This window comes from Pseudalkalibacillus sp. Hm43 (assembly GCF_054170705.1).
Window position 1 is genome coordinate 3,241,622 of sequence record NZ_CM135129.1, and the last position, 25,860, is coordinate 3,267,481.

The window sequence follows — 25,860 nt, forward strand, 5'->3', positions numbered from 1 at the left end:
ATTATAGATCAGTTTCAGAAAATATAGCCCAAATTCAGAAATTATAGCTCAAATCAGACCTATATCAAAAAAAGGGCGACACCCTAGTCAGCCCCCATCTATACTCTAATCACTGCACCATCAATTCGTTTGTATCCTCGTAACTTTGAGATCTCCTCTACGAGTTGAAGCATTGCCTTGTCTTTCAACTTGGCTTCTATCATGATATCTGCGTCTTTTCCGTATTTGACCAAACTTTTGATAAAAGGAAGAGCGAAATCCAGATCGACATATTCGGCATGTGCTCTATACTCTTTTTCAGACTTAGGAGAGGATAGATGGAACTTCGGTGGATAGTCATTGTGATCCCACGTTGCGTAAATTTCTGGCAGCAACGCTTCTAATTCATCTTCCTCCCATGGATTAGCCCAGAAATGATGATAATCGAATACGAAACACAACGAATGAGCACGGCAAACATCGAGTGTTTCTCTCGATGTGTAAGTTTTATCATCGTTCTCAAGCGTGACCTGTGTTTTGACTTTCGGATCCAACTGCTCAATATTCTGATGAAATCGTTCGAGGGCAGTTTCCTTGTCTCCGTATACGCCACCGACATGGATGTTCATGTTGGCTTGTTTATGTACCCCCATCATCTTAAGCATTTCATAATGATATTCCATGTCCTTTACTGCATTGCCGGTGACCCGATCATTTGGACTTGTGAAAACCGTATATTGATTAGGATGAAAACTGACACGCAATCCATACTGATGAATTAAATCGCCGATTTCCTTGAATTTGTCCCGAAATGGAGTGATATAATCCCACAAAACCTCTGGATGGGTTGCCAAAGGTACAATAGAAGAGGACAGCCGATACACATGGATGCCTTGAGCGATGTTATAGTAAATCGCGCGCTTCGTATTTTCAATGTTTTGTGCAGTCACTCTTTTCAGCTTATCTTCTCGTTCATCTTTCGAAAGCTTTTTCCAATTCGTAAAGGTAAGTGTGTGTGCAGGAGTAGATTCCCACAAATGAAGCGCAGTCGATACATACCCAAACCGAAGGATCATATATAAAACTCCTTACACAATCAAGATAACGTTATTATTTGCTTCTTCCCTCTCTATATGTGAACGAAAACAGAAATCAATAGAGATTGTCATTTCGTAAAAAGTTTTTATTGTTTCTTTTTCCGGTATTTGATAGAATACAAACAATTAAAATTTCAGGCCACACTTCATGATGAAGTGATGGTAGAGGCGCGGAAACCAATAGTACGTTGCATGAAGAGGTTGAGCTCTTATGAGTGCAATGGAAAGGGGAATTCGCCGAAGCTGGTTCGTGGACTCAACTTTCATCCAGCTGGATCTGCATTGAAGAAATGCAGGGCTGTCATACGACACATCTCCCTGATGTCGTATGGAGGACTATCTCACGCAAGGGAATAAGTGTGGCAGACGTTGAGGATTGACTCTCAAGTCTGACGATTTATTTCAATTCGACCATAACTCCGATCGAGAGGAAAGTGGTTCATTGGAATGTCCGTCACACTTTGATTTGAGTCAATCCTTTTAATTTTTGGCTGTTTCGCAAAACTTTGTTGCTCTTGAAAGCATTTGATTTAGTTGAAGAAACCATCAACCGTATACCCTTGCGTATATAAATTTTTATCAGTGAAAGGAATGGAAGCATGGCACTCATCGTACAGAAATATGGAGGTACCTCCGTTGGGTCCGTTGAAAGAATTCAGAATGTAGCAGAACGCGTCATAGAAACGTATCAGCAAGGGAATGAAGTCGTCGTCGTTGTTTCAGCAATGGGGAAGAGCACAGACCATCTGATTGAACTCGCAAACAACATTTCGGACAGTCCTTCAAAAAGGGAGCTTGATTTACTGGTGTCTACAGGAGAACAAATATCGATGTCCCTACTCGCGATGGCGATTCAGCAACGAGGCTATGATGCTGTGTCACTTACGGGTTGGCAAGCAGGAATCAAAACGGAAGCGGTTCATGGGAATGCCCGTATCATGGATATTGATCCAAAACGGATCAATGGAGAATTAGCTACCGGAAAAATTGTCATTGTCGCTGGATTTCAGGGGATAACAGAGAATGAGGAAATTGCAACGCTAGGTAGAGGTGGTTCCGATACGACAGCGGTCGCGTTGGCGGCTTCATTAAAAGCTGAAAAATGTGAAATATACACAGATGTGACAGGTGTCTTCACGACAGATCCTAGAGTTGTAAAGGGTGCTCGAAAACTCGAAGCGATCTCCTACGATGAAATGCTGGAGTTAGCGAATCTTGGAGCAGGGGTATTGCATCCAAGGTCTGTAGAATTCGCGAAAAACTACGACGTGCCTTTAGAAGTACGATCAAGTATAGATAAAGAAACGGGTACAAGGATAGAGGAGGAAGTAGAAATGGAAGGGAACTTGATGGTAAGAGGGATTGCGTTCGAGGACAACGTGACGAAGGTGACAGTACATGGGTTGCCAGATGGAATGGCGACCTTATCCACACTATTTACGACGTTATCCAATCATCATATCAACGTCGATATCATCATCCAGAATACGAACGGTAATCAATCAACGGATATCTCTTTCTCCGTCGATTCAGTGGCGTTACAAGAGACACTTGAGGTATTAAGTCAGCATCAGAGTCAGTTGAATTTCGAACAAGTATCATATGAAGGGGACCTTGCCAAAGTTTCAATCGTAGGATCTGGTATGATTTCAAACCCTGGAGTTGCGGCAAAAATGTTCGATGTACTCGCAAGAGATCAAATCAAAGTAAAAATGGTCAGCACGTCAGAAATCAAAGTCTCTACGATCGTCGATAGTTCATCGATGATTACTGCGATTGAATGTTTACATGATGCGTTTGAATTGGAAGCACGTAAACCGGTTAGTACCGTTTAACAATTACGTGTTAGAGAAGCCGTCGAAAGAGACGGCTTTTCTTTATGACTTTTTTTGGTGGTATACTTGAATCGTCTACTGAAAAAAGATGAAGGGATGCACGTTTCATGGTGAGAGTATTAATTGCAGACGATGATCCAAACATTCTGGAATTGATTTCATTATATATTGGAAATGAAGGGTACCAGGTCGTGAAAGCGAAGGATGGACAAGATGCGATAGAACAACTGGAAAGTGAACGGATTGATTTGGCGATTATTGATCTTATGATGCCAAAAGTGGATGGTTACGAGTTATGCGAGGAAATCAGACAATACTACAAGATTCCAGTCTTGATGGTCACTGCGAAGGGTGAAACAAAAGATAAAGTGAAAGGGTTCCAATTAGGAACCGACGATTATGTGGTCAAACCTTTCGATCCGTTGGAAATCGTCATGCGAGTGAAAGCTTTATTAAGAAGGTATCAGGTTGAGGCTTCCAATGAGCTGAAAACAAGGAATGTAACGATGAACACCTCAAAAAAAGAAATCCAGGTAGATGGCGAAAGGTTGACTATGCCCCTAAAAGAATTTGAGTTGTTGTATACATTGGCCAGCTATCCAGAACAAATTTTCACAAGAAACCAATTGATTGAACGCATATGGGGACTGGACTATGAGGGTGATGATCGGACAATCGACGTACATATCAAGCGGATCCGAGACAAGTTATCCAAGTCTAATGCAGCCATCTCAATTAAGACAGTCAGAGGATTAGGGTATAAGATTGAGGTATTCAAATGATGAAAACTCTTTATGTGCAAATAGTCCTCACGTTTTTAGGCGCTATTCTTGTCAGTTTGATCATCACATTTCTTATTTCAGGTCGAATTCACATGTATCAGGTAGGGGACAGGCTTGAAACTCGTATGGAGGAAGTCGGAAAAGACATCATCGAATTGTATAAAGAAACTCCAGAGATGGATGAAACGTTGTACTTTGATTCCATGTCATCGGTCAGCTTTGACTTATTGTTGATGAAAGAACAATCTGACATACCTTTGTACGGTAAAAGCTTAGATCCATGGGGCTTACAAGATGATGAGCTTCAAAAAGTTATAGCAGGTGGGGTTTATAGAGGTCATGACCTGCCACCGAGAAAAGTGGTGGGGCTTCCTTTTCAAAAAGGCGAGGAATCCTATGCCTTATTTTTAAGACCGAATTTCAAATTTTTCTTTCAGGACTTCGAAAAGCTTATGTTGATCCTGTTCAGCACGATACTTGTCATAGGAAGTGTCATTTTCCTGATTTCGACTAGATGGATCATCAGTCCAATCAAAGAAATGACTCAGTCAACAAAAGAGCTGGCTCAAGGCAATTTCAATGTATTCATTAAGAACAAAAGGAAAGACGAGCTCGGAAACCTTACCAAAAGCTTCAACCAAATGACGAGGGGGCTAGGTGAATTGGATGAGATGAGACATCAGTTCGTTACGAACGTTTCCCATGAAATCCAAACACCATTGACCTCCATACAGGGATTTGCAAAAGCTTTGAAAGATGGCGTTGTGAAGGATGCTCGTCAACAAAAGGAGTATCTGTCCATCATCGAGCAAGAGAGTAAGCGATTGTCGGATTTAAGTCAAAATCTATTAAAGCTTGCCCGATTGGACACGGATCAGGATCCAATCCAACCGGTCCCTTATCAGTTAGATGAACAGTTGAGAAGGGTGATCACCTTCCTCGAACCTCAATGGACCGCCAAAGAGAACGACATACAATTAGATGTAAAACCATTGGAGATTGAAGGAGACAAAGATCAACTGGAGCAAGTTTGGATTAACTTGTTGACGAATGCGATCCGTTACAATCCTTTCGGTGGCGTCATAAAGGTTACGGCTAAAGCATCTATTGATCATGTGGTGATCGCAATTAGAGACCAGGGGGAAGGGATCCCTGAAGAAGAACAACATCGTATTTTTGATCGATTTTATAAAGTCGATCCGTCCCGCTCGAAGGAAAACGGCGGGAATGGGTTAGGACTGTCGATCGCTCAGAAAATCACCCAATTGCATGGCGGGAAAATTGAAGTAGAAAGCGATGTTGGAGTGGGGACTACTTTTTACGTCACCCTTCCACTTAATGCTCGCTAGAAAAGATGGAGGATCCTCCATCTTTTTTTCATGTGTTCATATTCAGTTCATATTTCATGAGTATCCTCAAACTAGATCATTGAAAGGAGTCATGACAAATATGAGTTGGATGACAAAGTTTAGCTTGAAGAACATGGTTGCCATCTTGATCCTGACAGTTCTCGTGGTGGTCAGTGGAATTGTAGCAACCAATCAAATAAAAGTGGAGACGTTTCCGGATGTAACTTTCCCAGTTATGACCGTACAGACCGTCTATCCGAATGCTTCTACTGAAGAAGTGGAAGAGAGTGTGACGAAACCGATTGAAGATGTGTTATTGAACATGGAGGGATACGAGTCTATATCAAGTACGTCCAGAGAGAATCTGTCGTTGATCACCATCATGTACCCGTTCGGTGAAGATATCGATGAACTTCAATCGGAAGTTCAGAATAAAATCAATGGATTGACATTACCGGATGATGCTGAAGCGAATGTCCTCGCGGTCTCTTCCAGTTCAATTCCGATCTATCAGGCTGCTATATCGGATGCAGACCTGGGTGCGCTTCAAGAAGATGTCGAGTCCACGATTGTAACTCATCTAGAGAACCTGGAGGGTGTCTCTAGCGTTCAAGTCACTGGTAAGACGGACACGAAGGTTTTTGTGGAAGTAGATGAAGAGAAAGCCTCTTCGTATGGATTGACCTTGTCTGATATAAAGGAATCCATTCAACAGGCAGAATATAAGCTTCCGTTCGGAACGCTCTATGAGTCAGGAACATCCATACCAGTCGAGCTTAAAGGAAGTATCGAGAGTATTGAGTCGATCGAAGAAATTGAGATTCCTGTTCAGATACCAAACAAGAATGGTCAAGGAGCAGATTCAAACAGACAACCACCATCACAAGGTCAAACTGCTCCCTCGGAGAATCAACCTACTCAAACTCAGACAAAAATAACTTTATCCGAAATAGCCGATGTCACACAGGACACCGATCGTTCTGAAATCTCCCGCTTTAACGGGGAAGATAGTATTTTGTTGGAGGTCACCAAAACCCAGGATGCAAACACGGCTGAGGTAGCGGAAGCTGTCCAATCCTATCTGGAAGAGAAGACAGAAGATAAAGGATATGAACTCTATACCATCATGGACCAGGGAGAAGAGGTCAATAAATCCATATCTGCTTTATTGAAAGAAGGCGGGTTCGGCGCGTTATTCACCGTTCTGGTGATTCTGCTATTCTTACGTAATATTCGCGCTACGATCATTGCCATTGTTTCCTTGCCTCTTTCCATACTTGGTTCGATTGCGTTACTTGAGCAATTTGGTTACACACTTAACATCATGACATTAGGCGGTATGGCGGTTGCGGTTGGTCGTATTGTCGATGACAGTATCGTCGTCATTGAAAACATATACCGATGGAAGCAACTGCATCCGGAAATGGATCAGAAAGAGCTGATTTATAAAGCGACGAAGGAAGTGTTAGGTCCGGTTGCATCTTCAACTGTCGCCACATTGATTGTGTTCTTGCCACTTGGATTTGTAAGTGGGATCCTTGGCGAGTTTTTCCGTCCGTTCAGTTTATCCGTCATTTTTTCTGTAACGATTTCATTAATTGTGGCGATTGCGCTTATCCCTGTTCTAGGGAAATATTTTTTCAAAAACGTAAGCCATAAATCCAAGAAGGGCAAGCTCATTGGTCGATACGAAAAATTCTTACGAGGTGCATTGAATCGTAAATGGATTGTATTTACTCTATCGATCGTTCTATTAGTAGGCTCGTTCTCAATCGTACCTGCATTAGGTGTCTCTTTCCTTCCTTCAGAAGGAAGTGATTCGTTCGAAGTCGAGGTCACATTACCAGAAGATACGACACTGGAAGAGTCCAACGTACTTGCTCAACAAATTGAAGAGCTCCTTGCAAAAGAAAAAGCGATTGATTATAGTCAAGTGTCGATCGGTTTCTCCAGTCAACAACAAATGCCGGGTATGACGGCTACGACTACGGACAATGTGACGCGCTTCTTCATCAAACTGAAGGAAGATGCTTCAATAGATGAACTCATGCCTCAGTATGAGAAGGAAATATTAGAAGTTGCGCAAAATGAGTACGCATCAACCACTGTAAAAGCCATGGAAATCCAACAAGAGGGACCACCAACTGGAAATACGATTGATGTGAACTTGTACAGTAACGATTTGGATCAGCTATCGGAAGCCTCCACTCAGGTAGCCAATCTATTGGAGCAAGATGATCGGTTGAAGAATGTGAAGAATGATTTGAAAGATACACAAACGAAGTATCAACTTCAGTTGACGGAAATGGGAGAGGAGTTGAATGTAAGCCCATATCAATTGATGCAACCGGTCCAGGAGAGGTTGAACAACGTCAATGGTGGAACGATTAAAATCAACGACGAAGAATGGGATATGGAACTTACATTTGATGAAACCTTTGATTCTAAAGAGGACCTGGAACAATTCACCGTACAAACCATAGATGGTCCGAAGTCTTTGAGTGAAGTTGCGGATATTGAAGAGCTGCAGGTGCCGTCTTCAATCAAGCATCAAGAAGGAGAAACTGCCACCACCGTTTCAGCTACGATCAAAGGAAATGATACGACGGAAATCGCCCGTTTGGTGGAAAACGATCTTCAGTCGTTAAGTCTTCCTGAAGATGTTGAACTAGAGGTAACGGGCGGTATGGAGATGATTTCGGAAGGATTCGCTGATCTTGGATTAGCGATGGGAGCAGCAGTCGGATTGGTATTCCTTGTCTTAAGTATCACTTTTGGTGGAATCCTCACGCCACTTGTCATCTTATCTTCCTTGATTTTCATCCCGATTGGATCCTTGGCCGGATTACTCATATCAGGTCAAACGTTATCCATGAGTGCCATGATCGGAATGTTGATGTTGATCGGTATTGTCGTAACGAATGCCGTCGTTCTCTTGGATCGTGTTGAGACGAACCGGAAAGAAGGCATTGGATTGACAGAGTCGATTATAGAGGCTTCATCGACCCGTTTACGTCCGATTCTGATGACAGCTCTTGCGACAATCTTTGCATTGGTACCTTTAGCTCTATCCAATTCAGCGTCAGGACTAATTTCGAAAGGATTGGCGATAACCGTCATCGGGGGACTAACAACCTCGACGTTACTCACGCTCGTTTTTGTCCCAGTATTGTATAATGCCATCGGCAGATATCGTAAATTGGACTAATTGTAAAAACCGGCTTCTCTTTGTTGAAGCCGGTTTTACGATGTAAAGAATGAAGACGGGCCTACCAGCTGTTTTGAAAGGTAGATTGGAAGGGTACACTCTTCGTAAAAAGGAGTTTCCTGATGGCTTTTGATTATGATTTGGATTTTGACAATATCGATTTCCGGAAAAATCCGGAGCTATACAGAGTTGGACGCGGCGAGCAAGGGGTGTTGCTTGTAGAACCTTATAAAGGTGAGATCCTTCCGCATTGGAGGTTCAAAACCCCGGATATCGCAAAAGAGTCTTCAGAGAAAATCTACAGTATGTTCCAGGACTATAAAGCGAAAGACGATTTTGTCGGCATGGATATGGCTCGGAAGTTCATCCAGATGGGATACACGAGATCACGAAGGTATGCCAACTACAAAGGTGGCAAAAAGTACGACGAGGAAGGCGAGATTCATGAGCGACAGATCGATGAGGAAAAGGCGGATTCTGCTCGTATTTTTGAGGAGAAATGGAAGGTCGTCCGCAATGACGATGAATATCTGAAGATGAAAAAGGAACATCAGAAGAAATATGGATGAGAAAAGCCGAATCTCAAATGAGGTTCGGCTTTTTGCTTTATTATCTACCGACATTAATTTCAAGCCGGTCTGTATTTTTCAGTTCGTTTACTGATTTCACACCAATTCCGAACATGGCGATTTTGCATTCAAGTTCGATTTGCTCCAGCACCTCTGATAAAAGTTCTTCAGATTCTACCGCAGATTGGAGGACCGAACGACCGAAACCGACAGCATCAGCTCCAAGTGCAATGGCTTTTGCGGCATCGAGCCCATTCCGTAAGCCCCCGCTCCCGATCAGTGTACATTCTGGAACTCGCGCACTGATTTCACGGATGCAACGGGTGGTCGGAATCCCCCATTCACGGAAGGTTTCAGCAGCCCGCCGCTTCATGGAGTCTGTTTTGTTCCTGTATTTTTCAACCTGACTCCATGTCGTACCACCTGCGCCAGCAACATCCACAAAGGAAATACCTATATCGTACATCTCTTTGGCGAGTTCACTGCTGATGCCCCATCCGACTTCTTTAATTCCTACTGGAACATCAAGCTCTTTACAAACCTGTTCAATCTTCGGCAATAACCCTTTGAAGTTCGTGTCGCCTTCGGGTTGGAATATTTCCTGCAAACTGTTCAGGTGTAATACGAGGGCATCCGCCTCAGCCAATTCCACGGCTTTTCTACATTGATCGATTCCGTAGCCATAGTTGAACTGGACAGCCCCTAGATTCGCGATGATCGGAATGGTTGGTGCATATTCACGGACATTGAAGGTGTACGCCGTTTCTTCATTTTCGATGGCAGACCGAATGGAACCTGTACCCATAGCCCAGCCTCTTTCCTCAGCCACAGCGGCAAGGGTTCGGTTGATTTTCCACGCAACCTCTGTACCTCCAGTCATCGAACTGATCAGGAAAGGGGTTTTCAGCGGTTTACTCAAGAATTCCGTTTCCAAACCAATCTCTGAAAAATCGATTTCAGGAAGGGCAAGGTGCCGGAATTGAAAATCGTCAAAGCCAGTCGTGACGGATTTGGCTGTCACTTCCTCGTTCAGTACGATGTCGATATGTTCCGATTTTCTTTTAGATGTTCGATTCTCTGTTGTCATCAGTAAACTCCTTTCACCTGATGAGATTTGTCCTCTTCGATGATTTTTTCAGCAACGAGTCTTCCACACAATGTTACGATGGGGGTTCCACCACCTGGGTGGGTCGTACCGCCTGCAAACCACAATCCTTCTATATCTTTTGAACGGTTGGAAGGGCGGAAGAAGGTCTGCTGAAATCCGTTAGAGGAGATTCCATAGATTGCGCCTCGATGCGCATACGTATCTTTTTGCAAATCGTCAGGTGTGTATGTAGAAAGAACCTCTGCCTTTTCTTTGATACCATCCAACCCAACCTGTTCGAGCTTGTCCAAGATCCGATTCCGATAAGCTGCAGTCGACTCTTCATTCCATTCCCATGACGGGGATAAATACGATGCATTTGCCAGAATAAAGAGGTTAGATGAACCCTCACTGGCGATATCCAAATCCGAATGACTCGAATTGCAAATATAGAGCGTCGGATCTTCAGGCGGTATCCTTTTATGAAAAATATCTTCAAATTCCTTCTCATATTGTTCCGGGAAGAAGACGTTATGATGCACAAGGTCAGGGTATTTTCTTTGTATCCCTACCAACGTCACAAAGCCGGATAAAGAAGGTTCGTATGATTCGATTTTCTTTTGTGTAAAAGACGGACGGTCTGCTTCATCGATCAAATGGTTGTATACAGTCAAGACATCACCATTGGCTACGACAGTGTCAACCTTGAAATTCCCTTGCGTCGTTTCAACAGCGACGACTTTTTTACCCTTGACCACAATACGTGTCGCTTCTGTATTTTTAAGTATAGTGACGCCTAATTCATTAGCGAGTTGTTCAAAAGCACGGACGATTGTATAGGTACCACCTTTCACCCCGAGGATCGTTCCTTCTTTTTCTAAGTGAGCCAGCATGGAAAAGATGGCAGGGGACTTGGAAGGGTCCGAACCTACATAGGTTGCGTAACGTCCGAACATCGCCAATGTATTCGGATGTTGAAAATGCTTCTTCAATAAAGATTGTAACGTAGTGAATGGTCGGATATTTGCAAAGCCTCTCATCAGTGCCGGATCCATCTTATCTTTCCAGGTAAGCAACAGGCGGTTCAAAAATTGCTCTTGCGCTGTCTCATACATTTTACCAGCATGTTGCATGAATGACTTATATGCTTTTGCATCTTCAGGACTGTATTGGGCGATTTGGTCTTCCATTTGCGCATCGTCAGGCACAAGATCTACGATGGATCCGTCTGAGAAAGTGTTCCGTGTGAGCGGCGTAATCGGATAAAATGTAAGATAATCTTCGATGTTCCGCCCAGCTGCTCTAAATACATCCGCAAAAGAAGAAGGCATCGTAATCGTACTTGGACCCAAGTCGAAGGTATAGCCTTTTTCTTTGTAGCTTTGCAGTTTACCACCTAAGGAAGGCTGCTTTTCAATTAATGTGACTTCGTAACCTGCACTGGCAAGGCGGATTGCTGAAGACAATCCACCGAGACCGCCACCTAGTACGATGACTTTCTTCATTGGTAGGTCCTTCCTTTCCATTCGTAACCTTGTTGAAATTGAGAAGCACGCCAAGAATCAATCCCTATCAGATTGACGAACAAGATGCTGAAAGGGAGGAGGAAGGCTAAATAAAGAGGTTGACCGTTCTTCCAATCAATGACGAGCTTGATGATCACCCCGAGAGAATAAGCGATCAGAGATGGCCAGAACCAGCTTGGCATCAGGATGGATCCAATCAGAGTGAGAAGGGGGAGTAGATAGGCGCAAGTATAGAAGGTCAAGACCCCTGCAAACAACCATGGATTATAGCCCATCCCTGGGTATAAGTTCTTTTTGTAGCCTTTCCACACCTGGGAGGCTCTATCGTACATGCGCATCGTCAGATCATTGTGTACATCAGCGAGCATGACTGGATCGCCTGCTTTTTTCACAGCGCGCCCCATACTCATATCATCGACAAGATCTTTCTTGAATGCAGCATGTCCTCCAATCTTCTTGTACGTATTCTTATGTATGAAAAGAAACGCGCCATGAGCGGCCACGAATTTCGGATCTTTCTTGTGTTGGACGAAACGGATCGGCAGATGACAAGCAATGGTGAACATCATCATCGGCACCACGAGTTTCTCAAGCCACGTATTCACTTCCTGGAACGGAAAACCGGAAATCAAGCCTTTCCGTTGATACATCGCTGTCGCAATCGCCTTTCCGAGTGTGCCTCGTTTCAAGCGGAGATCGGCATCCAAAAATAAAAACCATTCCCCGTTGGCTTGCTGCGCGAGCTGATGACAGGCATAAGACTTGCCCATCCAACCTTCTTCAAGCTCAACGCCCTGGATGAGTCTTACCCGTTGGTCACCCTCTGCTATTTCTTTTACGATTTCGCCTGTGCGGTCATCGGAACGATCGTCCAACACGCATACTTCAATTGGGTAAGCTTGTTCTTGCAATATGGATTCCAGACAAGCTTTGATGTTGCCTTCCTCGTTTCGTGCTGGAATCAAGATTGAAATGAGAGGAAAGTCGGTATCCAAATGGTTGTTTGGGAGTGGATTACCGAGTGTAGGAAGCTGGGAAACATTCCACATGACAAATAACAATTGGAAAAATAACAAAACGATTATGATTGTGAGAAAGGTAGCCATCTTTTCACTTCCTTCTGGAATGAATCAAAACGATCACTCGTCGATCGTCCGGGTTGAATCAATCCTTTCGTATCTTCATCGTACCAACGTCCAGAAACGACGAGCTCCTTATGTTCGTTAAGCTGTGATTCTAATATTTTCTGAAGTTCGAACGTGATTTCTTTCTTCGTGTACTCATTCCAATCCAATCGGACGTGTTCGCCGTATGTCATGGTCACATCCGGTTTCTGATGAACACCGAAGCTGTAGTACAAGGTTACAGGGATAACGGTTGTACTCGGCATCTTTTTCAAAAGATATGCAATGCCCGATTGAAAAGCCAGAGGCCGTGTCTCTAAATGATAGATGTCGCCTTGCGGAAAGATCCAAACACACTTGTTATGCTCAAGCAACTCGATACTGTACCGTAAGGATTGAAGGATGCCTCGTTTATTCGTTTTATCGATGGAATAGGCACCGATCTTTCGGAAGAAACGGTATTCTTTCATTTGTTTTTCATCCATCATCATGTAATGATCTTGTCCAGACAAGGTTTTAATGGAATGATAAACAATTAGCCCGTCCCACCAGGAACTGTGATTCATCATGTAGACAATCGGTGAGTTCTGGAATTGGTCGGGCGTACCTTTGACAGAAACCGTGTGAAAGTGTCTCTTCAATAGGTAATCACGATTGTATTTATGAAAAACGGTTTGAAATAAATGTCTTTTGTCGGCTTCGATCAAGTAGAATCCTCCCCTCCGCAACAAGTACGAGGACAACGGATAAGAAGAAGACGCCTGTCATCCCTTCCTTTAGACCGAGAAGTCCGAACATGAGCAACATCGCTTGGAAGAGGATCGTGCCCTTTCTACGTAGTCCTTCTGCCATCGGCTTCAATGGAAAAACGAGTGACAATAGGGCAGCAATCAAGAACCAACTAATGAAATTTTCGACCGGTATGCCGAAATAAGCGCTTTTTGATTCCCATATCCAGAAGCCCCGAGCATAGGCGACAGGATCCAGTACAAGGTCGAACAGAACGACCCAAATGCCAACTTCAATTGCACGGCTCCATTTCGAGTGTGTGTTGGAAATCAAGAGGGCATTGATCAATACGCCGACCCAGGCACAAGCGATCGCGAAGGGGACGCCGAAAGCTCCAATTCCCAGGATGGAACTATAGGCATACTGACCGAAAGGAATACCGGTCCATACCCCGACTGCTTCGATGGTGAACGTTATTGCACCAACGACTAGGGCGAGCGGTATCAATTTTTTATATTGTCCGGTATGTTCCTTTTCCAGTTTCAAGGCATAGATGGCGAAGAAGAAAAGGAAGAGCCCGTTTGAAAATTTTAGTGCGTCGGGTACGTGAAAGAAGAGCATAAGCACAAGTCCGATGGAATACCAGATCCAGAAGATGACGTTGATCATTTAAGACACCACATTGCTCACTTCAGGATTGCTCAATTGATACCGTTGATTCAATTGAAAGAAGATCTCCAGCTTCCGATCGTCCGATACGATTGCTCGCTTAGTGAATACCTCATACCGGTTTCGTTCTACTACATCCAAGATTTCCCCGTAAGCTACCGATGCTAATTCAATGCAGAACGCACTTCTTGATGGATAGTCATTCAGGTAGGCGAGTCCTTTCTTGAACCAGACGGAAGCGGTTTGACGCAGGTCTTCAAGCATCGCAATGAAATTCTCATTGATTTCATGATTGTGAAGCTGTGTTTCTTCATACCGATGCTTCTGCATCAGATCGAGTGGCAAGTATCGTTTGCCTAGCCTCAAATCCTCACCGATATCCCGGATGATGTTCACGATTTGCATCGCCTTACCTAAATAAATGCCGGATGTTCGGATTTTTTCGTCCGGATTGTCATGTAGTACAGGTAATAGCATTTCACCTACTGTTCCTGCTACATCGTAACAATAAGCCTCGAATTCATAAAACGTATCAATGCTCGTCCTCACATTGTCGTAGGCTTGTCCATCCATCTGATTATAAAAGGGTTGCTTCGTAATCGGGAATTCAGAGAACAACCAGCGAAGAGCTGGCCAAATGAAATGACCTGAAGCATTCTCAAGGTGGTCGAATGAATGTCTCAATTCCTCCAAAGTAAAAGGCGCTTCTTCAGGTTCATCCACCGAGTCATCAATCAATCTGCAAAAGGCATAGATGACAAATACGGCTTCTCGCCTGGGACTTTCAAGAAAACTGAAAGCATTGTAAAAAGTTGAGGAACCCTCCCTAATCATTTCTTCACATTCTCTGCTAAACTCTTCCATCATCACTCAGCTCCTTTAAAAGATAGTTTGCAAGAAGTCGGGCGCCTTGCATGACAATCGGGATACCACCGCCAGGATGTACGGACGCTCCTACGGCATAAAGATTTTCAACCGGGTAGGGAATCATCTGAGGTCGATACACACCGGATTGTTTCAAGATTGGTGCAAGTCCGAAACTCCCGCCTTCATACAAACCGTCTTGTTTTGATTCAAGGGGTGTTCTCACTTTCTTCCATGTAATGGAATCTCGTAAACCGGTAAACTTGAGACTTTCAGCCTTTTCAATCACCTGATCGACTAACCTTTGCGTTTCATACTCCCAATTGATGGCTCCAGCGGAGGGGACGGGAATGAGAAAATAGAACACGCTCTCCCCAGGTGGAGCGGCCTCTTCATCCAATTGAGTCGGCGAGAAAACATAGAAAGAGGGATCTTCAGGGATTTTGTTCCGCTCGAAAATGTCGGTCATGTTCGAGTGGAAATCCTCTGAAAGGAAAAATTGGTGAGCCGATGTTCCACTCCACCGCTTATTTGTTCCTAAGTAGACGGTCACACAGCCTGATGAAGGGGTATACGCTCTTGATTTCTTTTGGACCGGCGGCTCAGTTTGCATCATGGACTCCATATGAGGAATCTCACCGTTGAAGACGATCGCGTCATGCATTACCGGTTCTTTATTCGTACGAACACCTTTACAAATGCCATCATTGATCATGAGTTTTTCAACTCTTGTATTCTTGTGGATGGTCACACCACGTTTCGTTAATTCTTTTTCCAAAATAGGGACAAGGGAGGCGTATCCTCCTTTTAAATACCAGATTCCAAAAGCGTGTTCTGCAAAAGGAATCAGCGAATAGATGCCAGGAGATTGGTGTGGTGCTCCACCGATATATAAGGTTTGCAACGAAAACGCGTGCTGTAATCGTTCATCCTTGAAATATTTTTGTGTCAATCTTTTCACGCTTTTGAAAGCACTCAGTCTACTGAGTGTGAATAGATTCTTCATCGTGAAAAAGTCTCGTTTACGGATAAAAGACTTTTCTAGAAAAGCGGGCTTTCCTAAGTCATATGCGACCTGCATTTCCTTCATATACTTTGGGAAATTCTCTTCTTCACCCGGGAACACTTTACGTATTTCTTCGTACTGTTCATAAGTGTCCTGCCATTTTTTGAATGTGGTTCCATCGTTGTAATGGATATCGTACATCGGTGAACATGGTATGAGTTCGACTTTGGAACGATCAATGCCTGCTTCCTCTAGCACTTCCAAGAGCATATCCGGTAACAGGACAATTGTAGGTCCACGATCGATTTTGTGTCTCGCTCCTTCTTCAAAGGCGAGCCGCCCACCAAGGCGATCTTCCTTTTCATAGATGGTGATATCGAAACCTTTTTTGGTTAAGAGCAAGGCTGTCGTCATTGCTCCGATTCCGCCACCGACGATACCGATATTCATAAGGTCGAGTGCTCCTTTTTCTTCTCTGCTGTAGTTCCCATAGACATCGGTGCAGAGGTGTGTTGTTTCATCAATAATGCAGATGTGATTTTAGCAGACTCCAAAATGGTAGGAAGACCACTGCCAGGATGGGTGCCTCCTCCGACAATCCAACAATTCTTCACCTCTTCAAATTGATTATGAGGTCGAAACATCATCATTTGATCGAGGGAGTGTGCAAGGTTGAAGGTGGCGCCTTTGTACACATACATATCATCCTGCCAATCTTGTGGTGTAAGGATCTGTTCCAATTCGATATGCGCTTCGATGTCTGCCAATTCAGGTTCTTGCTTCAGCCGAGCAAGGATTTGATTCCGCACATCCGCTTTCGATTCATTCCAATCGATATCTGCAGATAAGTTAGGGGCAGGCATCAATATGTAAAGCGCTGTCTTCCCACCTGGTGCCAATGTTGGATCGGTCTTACCCGGATTGTGAACGTAAATGGATGGGTCTTCTGAAAGGACTTTTTGCTTCGTCATTTCATCCACATTCCTATGGTAGTCTTTTGCGAAAAGGATGCTATGATGTGGCATATCGACCTTTCGATCCAATCCCACGTACATCATGAAAGCGGAACAAGAGTACTTTTTCTTTTCAACCTTCGCTTTTGCATACTTTTTCAAAGTTCCTTCTGGGAAGAGAGTGGATGCTGCAAAAGCAAAGTCCGCATTGATGACGACTTCATCTGCAGAAACGGTAGATCCATCCTGGAGGACGACACCTTTTGCCTGTCGCTTTTCAATGATGATCTGGTCCACGCCGGTATTCGTGTGAATTTTACCGCCGTATTCTCGTATGACTTCTGCCATCGCTTCACATACTTGATTCACACCACCGATTGGATGCCATAAACCGTAGCGATGCTCAAGGTAGGATAGGATTGTAAACGTTCCTGGGCATTCCCACGGTGACATGCCGAGATATTTGGATTGAAATGAGAAAGCCCACTTGAGTTTTTCATCTGAAAAGTAGCGACCCAATCTGCCTGCCACGGTATCAGCTGCATGGATCTTTGGTAGCGCAGCGAACACATCCTTGGATAAGAGATCCGTCCATTTGGACAGTGGGCGTTGAAGAAGTTTGATGACGTGTTCGAACTTCTCTCCCTCTTTTTCCATGAACCGTATATAACCGTCCCCGTTACCTGGGAAAAGGTTCTCAATCTCTTGCTTCGTCCGTGACGGATCGGTCGACGGTGAAAATTTCTTTCCATCAAACCGGAGCTCGTATAATGGATCAAGTCTTTCCAGGGTGACATAATCATGGAAATCTCTTTGGACGGATTCAAACAACTCCTCCCACAAATGAGGCATCATAAGGAATGTAGCCCCTCTATCAAACTGGTAATCTCCCAGTGTAAGACGGGAAGTACGCCCTCCGATGAACGGTTGTTTTTCATAGATGGTTACGTCATATCCTTTACTCGACAGGATCATTCCCGCGGCCAATCCTCCGGGCCCTGCTCCTATAATCTGAATTTTATTCTGTTTGATGGTCCTCACCGCCTTTACATTCGTAGCTATTTAATAGCATTATAATCTTTGTATAAGGTTTGTACAACTATTTAATCTTTTGTTTGAGCTTTGTGTAATGTTTGTATAATATATGGTTAAATGATGTATAGAATATACTTGTTGATGAATCAGATCAAGATATACAAATCCTTATCAAAAGAAATGAGCGTGTGCTTATGTATAGTATTAAGGTCGCTTCCAGGAAAACAGGAATAGAACCTGTTACAATTCGCGCATGGGAAAGGCGTTACGGTGTGATTGAACCGAAAAGGACGGATGCGGGATTCCGTCTTTATACAGATGGGGATATCGCCGATTTGAAATGGTTGAAACACCAGGTTGAGGAAGAAGGTTTGTCGATCAGTCAAGCAGCAAAACAACTGAAACAACGAAAGCAAGAACTGTATACTGTCTCTACACAAAATATTGGAAAAACAACTGTCCATTTGAACGACAGTATTCCTGCTTTGAACGAGTTAGCTGAAAAGTTGCATCACGCGATTGATACTTTCGATGTGGAGCGTGCTGATCAACTTCTTGAAACCGGTTTTTCCATGTATCCTTTTGACGATTTATTCCATCATGTCCTTACTCCACTGATGCATCGTATCGGAGATGAGTGGGAGGAAGGAACGTTCAGTGTCGCCCAAGAACATTTCGCCAGTCACTTGTTCCGTCAACGGTTATATCAATTTTTCAAAGTGTTTTCGACGAATCCGAATTTACCAAACGCCCTCGCGTTATGTCCACCAGGTGAAAACCATGAGATTGGTTTACTGTTGTTTTCTTTATTCTTAAAAAGAAAAGGTGTCGGCGTCATTTACCTCGGAGCTAACACACCGACACAAGGTTTAGAGAAGATCATCGTCGAAAATGACATCCATATTGTCTTCTTTTCTTTGACTCGATCGGAAAATACGGACGCATTGAAGAATCTGATTCTTCAATTGGCAGAGCAGTTTCCAGAATTGAATATCGTCCTTGGTGGTCAAGGCGTGCCTTCAGATGACGAAGTTTTACAGCGTTATCATCTGAAGGATCAGCCTGCCGATTGGGAAACGTGGTTTGGTCAATTAAGCATCTTCAAGAATTAAATCAGCTGTCAATTGACCAGACAGCGTCACCATTGGAACACCTCCGCCAGGATGTGTACTTCCTCCGACGAAATAGAGGTTCTTCAGAAGATTACTACGTGCCGGAACCTTGAATCCACCGTTCACTTTTCGGTCCGTTACCACACCATAAATCGAACCACCATTTGAACCATACAACCTCTCCAAGTCATCCGGGATGAATTCATATTGGAATTCGATATGGTTTTCGATGTCTTCCAGTCCCATTCTTTCAAGCTTTCTTAAAACGGTTTGACGATACGTTTCACGGAAGGTTTCCCAGCTTTCTCCTTCTTTCAATGGGGGAACGTGGGTCAGGATGAATAAGTTATCTTTGCCTTCCGGTGCTTGGCTCATATCAGACTTGGATGAAACACCTATATAGACCGTCGGATCATCTGCCGGCACTTTTTCATCGAAGATCTGTCTGAATTCTTTTTCAGGATCCTTGGAAAAGAAGAAATTATGGTGCAACAACTGATCGTATTGTTTATCAATTCCGAGAAGCATGACGAGACCAGAAACGGTCGGTTCGTACTTGTTGAGTTCCTTCAATTCTTTATTCGATTTCTTATGTTGGGAAAGAAGGGAACGATGAGCTGGTATCGCTTCTAAGTTGGAGACGACGATGTCTGCCGGGATTTCTTCTCCGTTTTCGAGACGGATACCGGTGGCTTTTTTGCGCTTGTAGGTGATATCGTCAATCTTCGCATTCGTATGGATTGGAACTTCCAACTCATCTAATAGCCTGACCATTGCATTTGCAATCTGGTACATACCGCCTTCGACATAATATATGCCTAATCCGAGTTGAACATGGACAAGCTGGGAGAGTACCGCTGGCGCATGATAAGGTGAAGAACCGATATACATGATGAAAAAGTCGAGCAACTGTTGTAAGTGGGGATCTTTTATGTAGGACCGAGTTTTCTCATGCATGGACTTCATAGGATCCATCTGTAACAAATCTTTGAAACTATGGAGCTTTCTAAGATCGCTTAAGCCAGATAGACTTTTGCCGTAGAAGCTTTTCATGCTGAGCTCATACATCTTAGTGCAATATTGAAGGTATTCCAGGAAATCTGAGGCTTCTGTGTTCGTTTTTTGTTTGATTTCGTTGAGCCAAGATGATAAGTCTGCAGATACATCAATGGTCTTACCATCTTCAAAAAATGTCCGCCATTGTGGATCTAGCTTTTTCAATTTCACATAATCATTCAGGTTTCGACCTGCACTTTCAAACAATTGTTCGAGAACCCATGGCATCGTCAAAATCGAGGGTCCTGTGTCAAAGGTGAACCCGTTTCCAGCTCGTTGATTCAGCTTACCTCCAACACGTTCATTCTTTTCGAATACTTCAACGTCATATCCATCTGCCTTTAAACGGATCGCTGCTGACAATCCGCCAAGACCTCCGCCAATGATTACTGCTTTTTTTGCCAAATCCAGTCCTCCTTTGTTAGGTACGGTTGCTTGGTTCGTTTAGAAACATAGATTTCCCAATAATCACCTATACCCTAATTCATAATAAGCAACTCATTTTAGGAAAATTGTATACTTGATGTATAATAATTGTAAAGTTAAGACGATTCGGACATATAAAGGGGCTGCTGGTCATCGACAACATCGACAAGATTTTTCAAATAGCGGGAGATGCACAGAAAACGTGGTCAGCCCTTTCTGTTCAAGACCGATTGGTACATATCAAAGCATTGAGAAAACGGATCACCTCAGAGTTGGATGAATGGGTTCGACTCGTTTACGAAGAAACAGGAAAGAGCGAAACCGATACTTTAGCAAGTGAGTTGTATGTGACGCTGGATGCAATGAAATATTACGAAAAAAGAGCAGGCAAGATGTTGAAAAAACGAAAGGTGAAAACACCGCTTACGTTTTGGGGAGAGAAGTCGTACGTATGTTACGAACCGATGGGTGTCGTGGCTGTGTTTTCCCCTTGGAATTTTCCGATTCAGTTGTCTCTACTTCCCGTCATCAGTGCCTTGATTGCCGGGAACACGGTTGTATTGAAACCGTCCGAGGAAGTTCCGGCAATCAACGATAAAATAGCCTCTACATTCCAAGCTGCTGGATTTCCGGAAGGTGTTGTACAAGTCGTCCAAGGAGAAGCGGATGTGGGTGAAGCCATCGTTAAAACGGGTCCTGACAAGATCTTCTTCACAGGAGGATTGAAGACGGGGAAGATTGTCAATCGGATGGCCGCAGAAGCGATGATCCCTTGCGATCTAGAACTGAGCGGGAAAGACCCGATGATCGTGTGTGAAGATGCAGAGCTGGACCGGGCAGCCAGAGCGGCTGTATGGGGATCGTTCTTCCATAGTGGACAAGTTTGCGTCAGTATCGAAAGGGTATACGTCCATAAAGATGTGTACGACCTTTTCCTTGAAAAAGTCATATCGCTCACGGAAGAACTGTCCACGAAAGATTATGGTCGTTTGACTACGGAAGGTGGATGGCAGGAAGTGAAAAGGCAAGTGGATGAAGCCGTACAGCAGGGGGCCAAACTTGCACTCGGAGGGACGAGTGAAGAGAGTGGTTATCCGCATTATCCACCGACCATCTTGACGAATGTGACACACGAAATGGACATCTTGCATACTGAGGTGTTCGGACCAGTCATGACTGTGATGCCATTTGAAAATGACGAAGAGGCGATCGAACTATCCAATGACTCAGAATTCGGATTGAATGCTAGCGTGTTTACTCAGAATCTCGATCGTGGACAGCAAATTCTCGAGCGTCTCGAGACAGGAAACGGATATGTGAATGGCGTAGTAAGAAACATCAGCAATATGAACCTTCCTTTCGGTGGGGTAAAAAGAAGTGGCCGTGGCAGGTATCATGCTGAGCACGGATTGCATACATTTTGTGAAACGAAATCAATCATGGTGAACAAAGGGAAGAAGAAAAACGACATCGCCTGGTTTCCATATAAAGAGCGGAATGCACAGTTCTTAAGGAAATTCATCAAAAAGTTGTACGGGTGATGCGGAAGAAAGGGACAGGAGCGAATGGTCGAACTATTGATATTCACATTACTCTGGCCGATTGGATTCCTACTGTTCCGTCGGCTGCCATTTCTCCATCATTCAACTCATTCAGAAATCGAGGGGATCTCCGTCTCTATCATTATTCCAGCACGGAATGAGGAGAGAAACATCACCACATTACTTGAATCTCTGAAGGAACAGGATTTAGAGAACGTTGAAGTCATAGTGGTGGATGATGATTCGGATGATCGGACTTCTGAGGTAGCGAGAGACGCAGGTGCAAAAGTGGTCCGTGCACCGAAGTTGCCAGCAGGTTGGTTCGGCAAGCCATGGGCGTGTTGGAATGGTGCAAATATGGCGAGCGGAGAAGTATTTGTGTTCCTTGATGCAGATATCAGTTTGTCCAAGAATGGGTTGAAGAAGATTTTACATACGTACCGTGAAAATGGTGGATGTATGACGATTCAACCTTATCATGTTGTCAAAAAACCTTATGAGCAGCTGTCAGCCTTGTTCAACCTGGTTGTCGTAGCTGCGTTCAGTTTGACGAAAGAGGAGGGCGCATATGGCCCCTGTCTCGTTTGTGAAAGGGATGACTATTTCCGGGTAGGTGGACATGAAACGATCCGTTCGGAAGTGCTCGAGAACTTTTCATTGGCACGCAAGTTCGGCTCGATGGGCATGAACGTGCGAGGATTGATCGGTAAAGATGTCCTATCTGTCAGAATGTATCCGGAAGGTTTTACACAGCTGATCGGTGGCTGGAGTAAGCATTTTGCAAGAGGAGCTGGGTCGACGCCACTCACGTCTTTATTAGCCGTCATAGCCTGGGTAGCTGGCGGTTTCTCCTTGTTTATGAATGCTTCGTTGTTATGGCGTACAGAAGGGATAGGGATCCCATTATGGTTTAGCTTGCTTTATCTTGCTTACGTTGTTCAAATGGGTTGGATGCTGCGTCAGGTAGGCTCATTCCGATGGTACACCGCTCTCTTTTATCCCATTCCTTTTATCTTTTTTTTCATCGTTTTCATCCGTTCCCTTTTCTTCACATTCATGAAAAAGAATGTGACCTGGAAAGGGAGGGACCTTCCGACGAATAAGTAAGATGAAAAACATCATTAAGTAGGAGGCTCAATCATGAATGTCACTTTGAATGTTTTCGAAGAACTGAAGGGAATCTTGAAAGATGAACAGGTAACGATGAACGAAACCATTTTGCAACAGCATAGCAAGGATGAATCCTATCACACACCTCACACACCCGATATCGTTGTGTATCCTGAAAGTTCGGCGGAAGTTCGTGAAATTGTAAAAGTAGCAGACAAACATGGTGTGCCGATTGTTCCTTTCGGAGTCGGTTCCAGCCTTGAAGGACACGTTATTCCTTACGACAAAGGCATTACGATCGATTTTACACTGATGAACAAGATTCTGGAGGTAAGGGAAAAAGACTTCCTTGTTAAAGTTCAACCTGGTGTCACGCGTATGCAGTTGAACAAAGAGCTGAAAAAGTATGGTCTCTTCTTCTCTGTAGACCCGGGAGCGGATGCGACGTTAGGTGGTATGGCTGCTACAAATGCCAGCGGGACGACGTCTGTTCGATATGGTGTCATGCGGGATCAGGTAAGAGATTTGGAAGTCGTTCTACCAGATGGTGAAATCATACATACAGGCAACATGGCCCAAAAATCTTCATCTGGATACAACTTGAACAGCTTGTTCGTCGGATCAGAAGGGACACTTGGGTGCATTACAGAACTGACATTGAAGGTGTTCGGAATCCCTGAACATATCGTTGCCGGTCGTGCATCGTTCCCGACTGTTGATGATGCTGTTGCAGCAGTCGTGTCTACTTTACAAGCAGGAGTGCCGATTGCTCGAGTCGAGTTGGTGGATGAAATCTCGATCCGTCAGACGAACCTGTACAATGAAACGACCTATGAAGAACAACCGACGTTGTTTTTAGAGTTTCATGGTAATGAGCCTGGTCTGAAGCATGACGTGGAGTTCACAAAGGAAATCGTTGCAGATCATGGCTGTAAGGAAATTGCTTTTGAAGAGGATAACGCAGCTCGGAATAAGTTGTGGGAAGCACGCCACACGCTCGCCTATGCGTTCATTCATGGACATCCTGGAAGGAAACAGATGGTCACAGACGTGTGTGTTCCGATTACAGAGCTTGCAGGTGCCATCAAGCATGCTCGGAATACGATGGACGAGCTTGGGCTGAACGGTGGTCTGCTCGGACACGTGGGTGATGGGAATTACCATGCGATCGTCATGATTGATTTGAATGATGAAGAAGAACTGTGGAAAGCTGACAGGTTGAATGAAGATATCGTCGAGTATGCCCTTGCGCGAGGTGGTACGTGTACCGGTGAACATGGCGTCGGGATCGGTAAAATGAAGTACCAGGAGCGGGAGCATGGGAAAGCTTTGCAAGTGATGGAGAAGATCAAGCTTGCGCTCGACCCGAAGGAAATCATGAACCCGCATAAATTGATTCATTTGAAAAAGTAGATGGCGAAGGACGACGTTGGGTCGTCCTTTTCTTTGTAGATCCGTTTGTTTAAGAAGATGTGGTCGTGTACAATTGCAAATTAGAAGCGATTTTTATTGAAAAAGGTGTTCATTATGAAAAAATACATTGTCGTTGGAGCTGGTATATTGGGCGCGTCGACTGCTTACCATTTAGCGAGAGCTGGGGCAGATGTCACGCTCATTGACCGCAATGACCGCGGACAGGCGACAGAAGCTGCAGCAGGAATCGTCTGCCCGTGGCTATCGCAGCGTCGGAACAAAGCCTGGTACCGTCTTGTAAAAGGTGGAGCGAAACACTATCCTGAACTGATCCGACAGCTTGAAGAGGATGGAGAGACGGAAACCGGTTATCGAAGAGTCGGTGCCATCAGCCTCCATACGGATGAAAAGAAGCTGGACAAGATGATTGAACGTGCTTTGAAGCGCAAGGAGGATGCACCTGAAATCGGTGAGATCACGAAATTGACCCCTGCTCAAACGAAAGCACTCTTCCCGCCTCTGTCAGAAGAATACGCCTCGGTATATGTAAGCGGGGCTGCGCGGGTGAATGGTAAGGCGTTAAGAGATGCTTTGATCCGTTCAGCTCAAAAGAATGGAGCGAAAATCCTTCGCGGAGATGCGTTCCTTTTACATGAGGGAAATCAAGTTACCGGAGTAGTGGTAGATGGTGAAAAGTATGTCGCTGACAAGGTGATGCTTACGACTGGAGCGTGGTCGAAGGAACTTCTCGAAACGGTCGGTTACACGTATCATCTATCTTCCCAACGGGCACAGATCGTCCACCTGGAAATTCCCGATGAAGACACGAGTGACTGGCCAGTCGTGATGCCGCCGACCAACAAATACTTACTCAGTTTCGATGACGGCAGGATCGTCGTCGGTGCGACACATGAGGACGATGTCGGGTTCGACCATCGAGTAACAGCTGGTGGGATTCAGGAAATCCTGAATCAAGCACTCGACATCGCACCTGGACTGAAAGACACCACACTTCTTGAAACGAGAGTCGGATTCCGTCCGTTCACACCTGGGTTCCTTCCAATCATCGGTCCAGTTCCTGAGGTGGAAGGGTTGCTGATTGCGAATGGTCTCGGAGCATCAGGACTAACGAGCGGCCCTTACCTCGGAGCTCAGCTGGCTAAATTGGCAAGAGGAGAAGAAGTGGAATTAGAGCTGTCTGAATATGATGTGAATGGCGCGATTGAAAAGAATCAATGATGAGCTAGAAGCCTTCTCAGTTGAGGAGGCTTCTTTATTTATGGAAAGCAAGCACCTGAAACAGAAATCAACTACTCTCAAGAGTATATACAACCATAGTCGTAGAAGAGTCTTAGAGAATTCGTACATCCATTTTTGTAGGGAAAGTTCA

Annotated in this window: 20 protein-coding genes and 1 riboswitch; of the genes, 10 read left to right on the top strand and 10 right to left on the bottom strand. The window is 44.3% G+C overall.

Annotated features, from left to right (window positions below; all coding sequences use genetic code 11):
- Nucleotides 1-98: 98 nt before the first annotated feature.
- A complete protein-coding gene (uvsE, locus tag ACXQIQ_RS16855; RefSeq protein WP_439301226.1) occupies nt 99-1,055 on the bottom strand; it encodes a UV DNA damage repair endonuclease UvsE in 957 nt (318 codons plus the stop codon).
- A 176-nt stretch (nt 1,056-1,231) separates the two neighbouring features.
- Nucleotides 1,232-1,423: riboswitch (Lysine riboswitch) on the top strand.
- Nucleotides 1,424-1,675: 252 nt separating this feature from the next.
- Between uvsE and ACXQIQ_RS16860 the strand changes: the two genes are divergently transcribed.
- From ACXQIQ_RS16860 to ACXQIQ_RS16880, 5 genes are all read left to right on the top strand, one after another.
- Nucleotides 1,676-2,911 carry an aspartate kinase gene (locus ACXQIQ_RS16860; protein WP_439301225.1) on the top strand — a complete coding sequence of 412 codons (1,236 nt, stop codon included), beginning with the start codon at nt 1,676-1,678 and terminating at the stop codon, nt 2,909-2,911.
- A gap of 107 nt (nt 2,912-3,018) precedes the next feature.
- Nucleotides 3,019-3,693 carry a response regulator transcription factor gene (locus ACXQIQ_RS16865; protein WP_439301224.1) on the top strand — a complete coding sequence of 225 codons (675 nt, stop codon included), beginning with the start codon at nt 3,019-3,021 and terminating at the stop codon, nt 3,691-3,693.
- Nucleotides 3,690-5,042: a HAMP domain-containing sensor histidine kinase gene (locus tag ACXQIQ_RS16870; protein ID WP_439301223.1), complete on the top strand. Its 1,353-nt coding sequence runs from the start codon at nt 3,690-3,692 to the stop codon at nt 5,040-5,042. Before ACXQIQ_RS16865 ends, ACXQIQ_RS16870 begins: the two co-directional genes overlap by 4 nt.
- 100 nt (nt 5,043-5,142) lie before the next feature.
- Nucleotides 5,143-8,250, top strand: coding sequence for an efflux RND transporter permease subunit (locus ACXQIQ_RS16875; protein WP_439301222.1), 3,108 nt, complete (start codon nt 5,143-5,145; stop codon nt 8,248-8,250).
- 122 nt (nt 8,251-8,372) lie between these two features.
- Complete coding sequence (locus ACXQIQ_RS16880; protein ID WP_439301221.1) at nt 8,373-8,819, top strand: DUF4385 domain-containing protein; 447 nt, start codon at nt 8,373-8,375, stop codon at nt 8,817-8,819.
- 40 nt (nt 8,820-8,859) lie between these two features.
- Here the strand turns inward: ACXQIQ_RS16880 and fni are convergent, their stop codons facing one another.
- The 8 genes from fni to ACXQIQ_RS16920 are packed head-to-tail and all read right to left on the bottom strand — an operon-like array spanning nt 8,860 to nt 17,752.
- Complete coding sequence (gene fni, locus ACXQIQ_RS16885) at nt 8,860-9,906, bottom strand: type 2 isopentenyl-diphosphate Delta-isomerase (RefSeq protein ID WP_439301220.1); 1,047 nt, start codon at nt 9,904-9,906, stop codon at nt 8,860-8,862.
- Nucleotides 9,906-11,411, bottom strand: coding sequence for a phytoene desaturase family protein (locus ACXQIQ_RS16890; RefSeq protein WP_439301219.1), 1,506 nt, complete (start codon nt 11,409-11,411; stop codon nt 9,906-9,908). The genes fni and ACXQIQ_RS16890 overlap by 1 nt, the downstream gene beginning before the upstream one ends.
- The gene (locus ACXQIQ_RS16895; RefSeq protein WP_439301218.1) at nt 11,408-12,538 is read right to left on the bottom strand and encodes a glycosyltransferase family 2 protein; all 1,131 of its coding nucleotides are present in this window, start codon (nt 12,536-12,538) and stop codon (nt 11,408-11,410) included. The genes ACXQIQ_RS16890 and ACXQIQ_RS16895 overlap by 4 nt, the downstream gene beginning before the upstream one ends.
- Nucleotides 12,514-13,263, bottom strand: a complete 750-nt coding sequence (locus tag ACXQIQ_RS16900; protein WP_439301217.1) for a lysophospholipid acyltransferase family protein — start codon at nt 13,261-13,263, stop codon at nt 12,514-12,516. Before ACXQIQ_RS16900 ends, ACXQIQ_RS16895 begins: the two co-directional genes overlap by 25 nt.
- Complete coding sequence (locus ACXQIQ_RS16905) at nt 13,217-13,954, bottom strand: carotenoid biosynthesis protein (RefSeq protein WP_439301216.1); 738 nt, start codon at nt 13,952-13,954, stop codon at nt 13,217-13,219. The genes ACXQIQ_RS16900 and ACXQIQ_RS16905 overlap by 47 nt, the downstream gene beginning before the upstream one ends.
- Entirely contained in the window at nt 13,955-14,821 is an 867-nt protein-coding gene (locus ACXQIQ_RS16910) for a phytoene/squalene synthase family protein (RefSeq protein ID WP_439301215.1), read from the bottom strand.
- A complete protein-coding gene (locus tag ACXQIQ_RS16915) occupies nt 14,805-16,274 on the bottom strand; it encodes a phytoene desaturase family protein (protein ID WP_439301214.1) in 1,470 nt (489 codons plus the stop codon). Before ACXQIQ_RS16915 ends, ACXQIQ_RS16910 begins: the two co-directional genes overlap by 17 nt.
- On the bottom strand, nt 16,271-17,752 hold the full coding sequence (locus ACXQIQ_RS16920; RefSeq protein ID WP_458026124.1) for a phytoene desaturase family protein: 1,482 nt from the start codon (nt 17,750-17,752) through the stop codon (nt 16,271-16,273). The genes ACXQIQ_RS16915 and ACXQIQ_RS16920 overlap by 4 nt, the downstream gene beginning before the upstream one ends.
- A 254-nt stretch (nt 17,753-18,006) precedes the next feature.
- Here ACXQIQ_RS16920 and ACXQIQ_RS16925 point away from each other — a divergent pair, with 254 nt between their 5' ends.
- Complete coding sequence (locus tag ACXQIQ_RS16925) at nt 18,007-18,924, top strand: MerR family transcriptional regulator (protein WP_439301212.1); 918 nt, start codon at nt 18,007-18,009, stop codon at nt 18,922-18,924.
- Here ACXQIQ_RS16925 and ACXQIQ_RS16930 read toward each other — a convergent pair.
- Nucleotides 18,904-20,385, bottom strand: a complete 1,482-nt coding sequence (locus ACXQIQ_RS16930; RefSeq protein WP_439301211.1) for a phytoene desaturase family protein — start codon at nt 20,383-20,385, stop codon at nt 18,904-18,906. The genes ACXQIQ_RS16925 and ACXQIQ_RS16930 overlap by 21 nt on opposite strands.
- A gap of 200 nt (nt 20,386-20,585) precedes the next feature.
- On the opposite strand from ACXQIQ_RS16930, the gene ACXQIQ_RS16935 reads away from it, so the two are divergent.
- The 4 genes from ACXQIQ_RS16935 to ACXQIQ_RS16950 all read left to right on the top strand — a co-directional run bounded on the left by ACXQIQ_RS16935 (nt 20,586) and on the right by ACXQIQ_RS16950 (nt 25,709).
- On the top strand, nt 20,586-21,947 hold the full coding sequence (locus ACXQIQ_RS16935) for an aldehyde dehydrogenase family protein (RefSeq protein WP_458026125.1): 1,362 nt from the start codon (nt 20,586-20,588) through the stop codon (nt 21,945-21,947).
- A 24-nt stretch (nt 21,948-21,971) separates the two neighbouring features.
- On the top strand, nt 21,972-23,054 hold the full coding sequence (locus ACXQIQ_RS16940) for a glycosyltransferase family 2 protein (RefSeq protein WP_439301210.1): 1,083 nt from the start codon (nt 21,972-21,974) through the stop codon (nt 23,052-23,054).
- Nucleotides 23,055-23,087: 33 nt separating this feature from the next.
- Nucleotides 23,088-24,470, top strand: coding sequence for an FAD-binding oxidoreductase (locus ACXQIQ_RS16945; RefSeq protein WP_439301209.1), 1,383 nt, complete (start codon nt 23,088-23,090; stop codon nt 24,468-24,470).
- Nucleotides 24,471-24,584: 114 nt separating this feature from the next.
- The gene (locus ACXQIQ_RS16950) at nt 24,585-25,709 is read left to right on the top strand and encodes an NAD(P)/FAD-dependent oxidoreductase (protein WP_439301208.1); all 1,125 of its coding nucleotides are present in this window, start codon (nt 24,585-24,587) and stop codon (nt 25,707-25,709) included.
- The last annotated feature ends 151 nt before the right edge of the window (nt 25,710-25,860 follow it).

What these genes read in the sequence shown, in the direction of transcription:
- ACXQIQ_RS16945 (WP_439301209.1), top strand. Translation starts at nt 23,088, where the DNA reads ATGAATGTCACTTTGAATGTTTTCGAAGAACTGAAGGGAATCTTGAAA.
- ACXQIQ_RS16875 (WP_439301222.1), top strand. Translation starts at nt 5,143, where the DNA reads ATGAGTTGGATGACAAAGTTTAGCTTGAAGAACATGGTTGCCATCTTG.
- ACXQIQ_RS16940 (WP_439301210.1), top strand. Translation starts at nt 21,972, where the DNA reads ATGGTCGAACTATTGATATTCACATTACTCTGGCCGATTGGATTCCTA.
- ACXQIQ_RS16920 (WP_458026124.1), bottom strand. Translation starts at nt 17,752, where the DNA reads ATGATCCTGTCGAGTAAAGGATATGACGTAACCATCTATGAAAAACAA.
- ACXQIQ_RS16915 (WP_439301214.1), bottom strand. Translation starts at nt 16,274, where the DNA reads ATGAATATCGGTATCGTCGGTGGCGGAATCGGAGCAATGACGACAGCC.
- ACXQIQ_RS16865 (WP_439301224.1), top strand. Translation starts at nt 3,019, where the DNA reads ATGGTGAGAGTATTAATTGCAGACGATGATCCAAACATTCTGGAATTG.
- ACXQIQ_RS16870 (WP_439301223.1), top strand. Translation starts at nt 3,690, where the DNA reads ATGATGAAAACTCTTTATGTGCAAATAGTCCTCACGTTTTTAGGCGCT.
- ACXQIQ_RS16880 (WP_439301221.1), top strand. Translation starts at nt 8,373, where the DNA reads ATGGCTTTTGATTATGATTTGGATTTTGACAATATCGATTTCCGGAAA.
- ACXQIQ_RS16860 (WP_439301225.1), top strand. Translation starts at nt 1,676, where the DNA reads ATGGCACTCATCGTACAGAAATATGGAGGTACCTCCGTTGGGTCCGTT.
- ACXQIQ_RS16895 (WP_439301218.1), bottom strand. Translation starts at nt 12,538, where the DNA reads ATGGCTACCTTTCTCACAATCATAATCGTTTTGTTATTTTTCCAATTG.
- fni (WP_439301220.1), bottom strand. Translation starts at nt 9,906, where the DNA reads ATGACAACAGAGAATCGAACATCTAAAAGAAAATCGGAACATATCGAC.
- ACXQIQ_RS16890 (WP_439301219.1), bottom strand. Translation starts at nt 11,411, where the DNA reads ATGAAGAAAGTCATCGTACTAGGTGGCGGTCTCGGTGGATTGTCTTCA.
- ACXQIQ_RS16925 (WP_439301212.1), top strand. Translation starts at nt 18,007, where the DNA reads ATGTATAGTATTAAGGTCGCTTCCAGGAAAACAGGAATAGAACCTGTT.
- uvsE (WP_439301226.1), bottom strand. Translation starts at nt 1,055, where the DNA reads ATGATCCTTCGGTTTGGGTATGTATCGACTGCGCTTCATTTGTGGGAA.
- ACXQIQ_RS16910 (WP_439301215.1), bottom strand. Translation starts at nt 14,821, where the DNA reads ATGATGGAAGAGTTTAGCAGAGAATGTGAAGAAATGATTAGGGAGGGT.
- ACXQIQ_RS16950 (WP_439301208.1), top strand. Translation starts at nt 24,585, where the DNA reads ATGAAAAAATACATTGTCGTTGGAGCTGGTATATTGGGCGCGTCGACT.
- ACXQIQ_RS16905 (WP_439301216.1), bottom strand. Translation starts at nt 13,954, where the DNA reads ATGATCAACGTCATCTTCTGGATCTGGTATTCCATCGGACTTGTGCTT.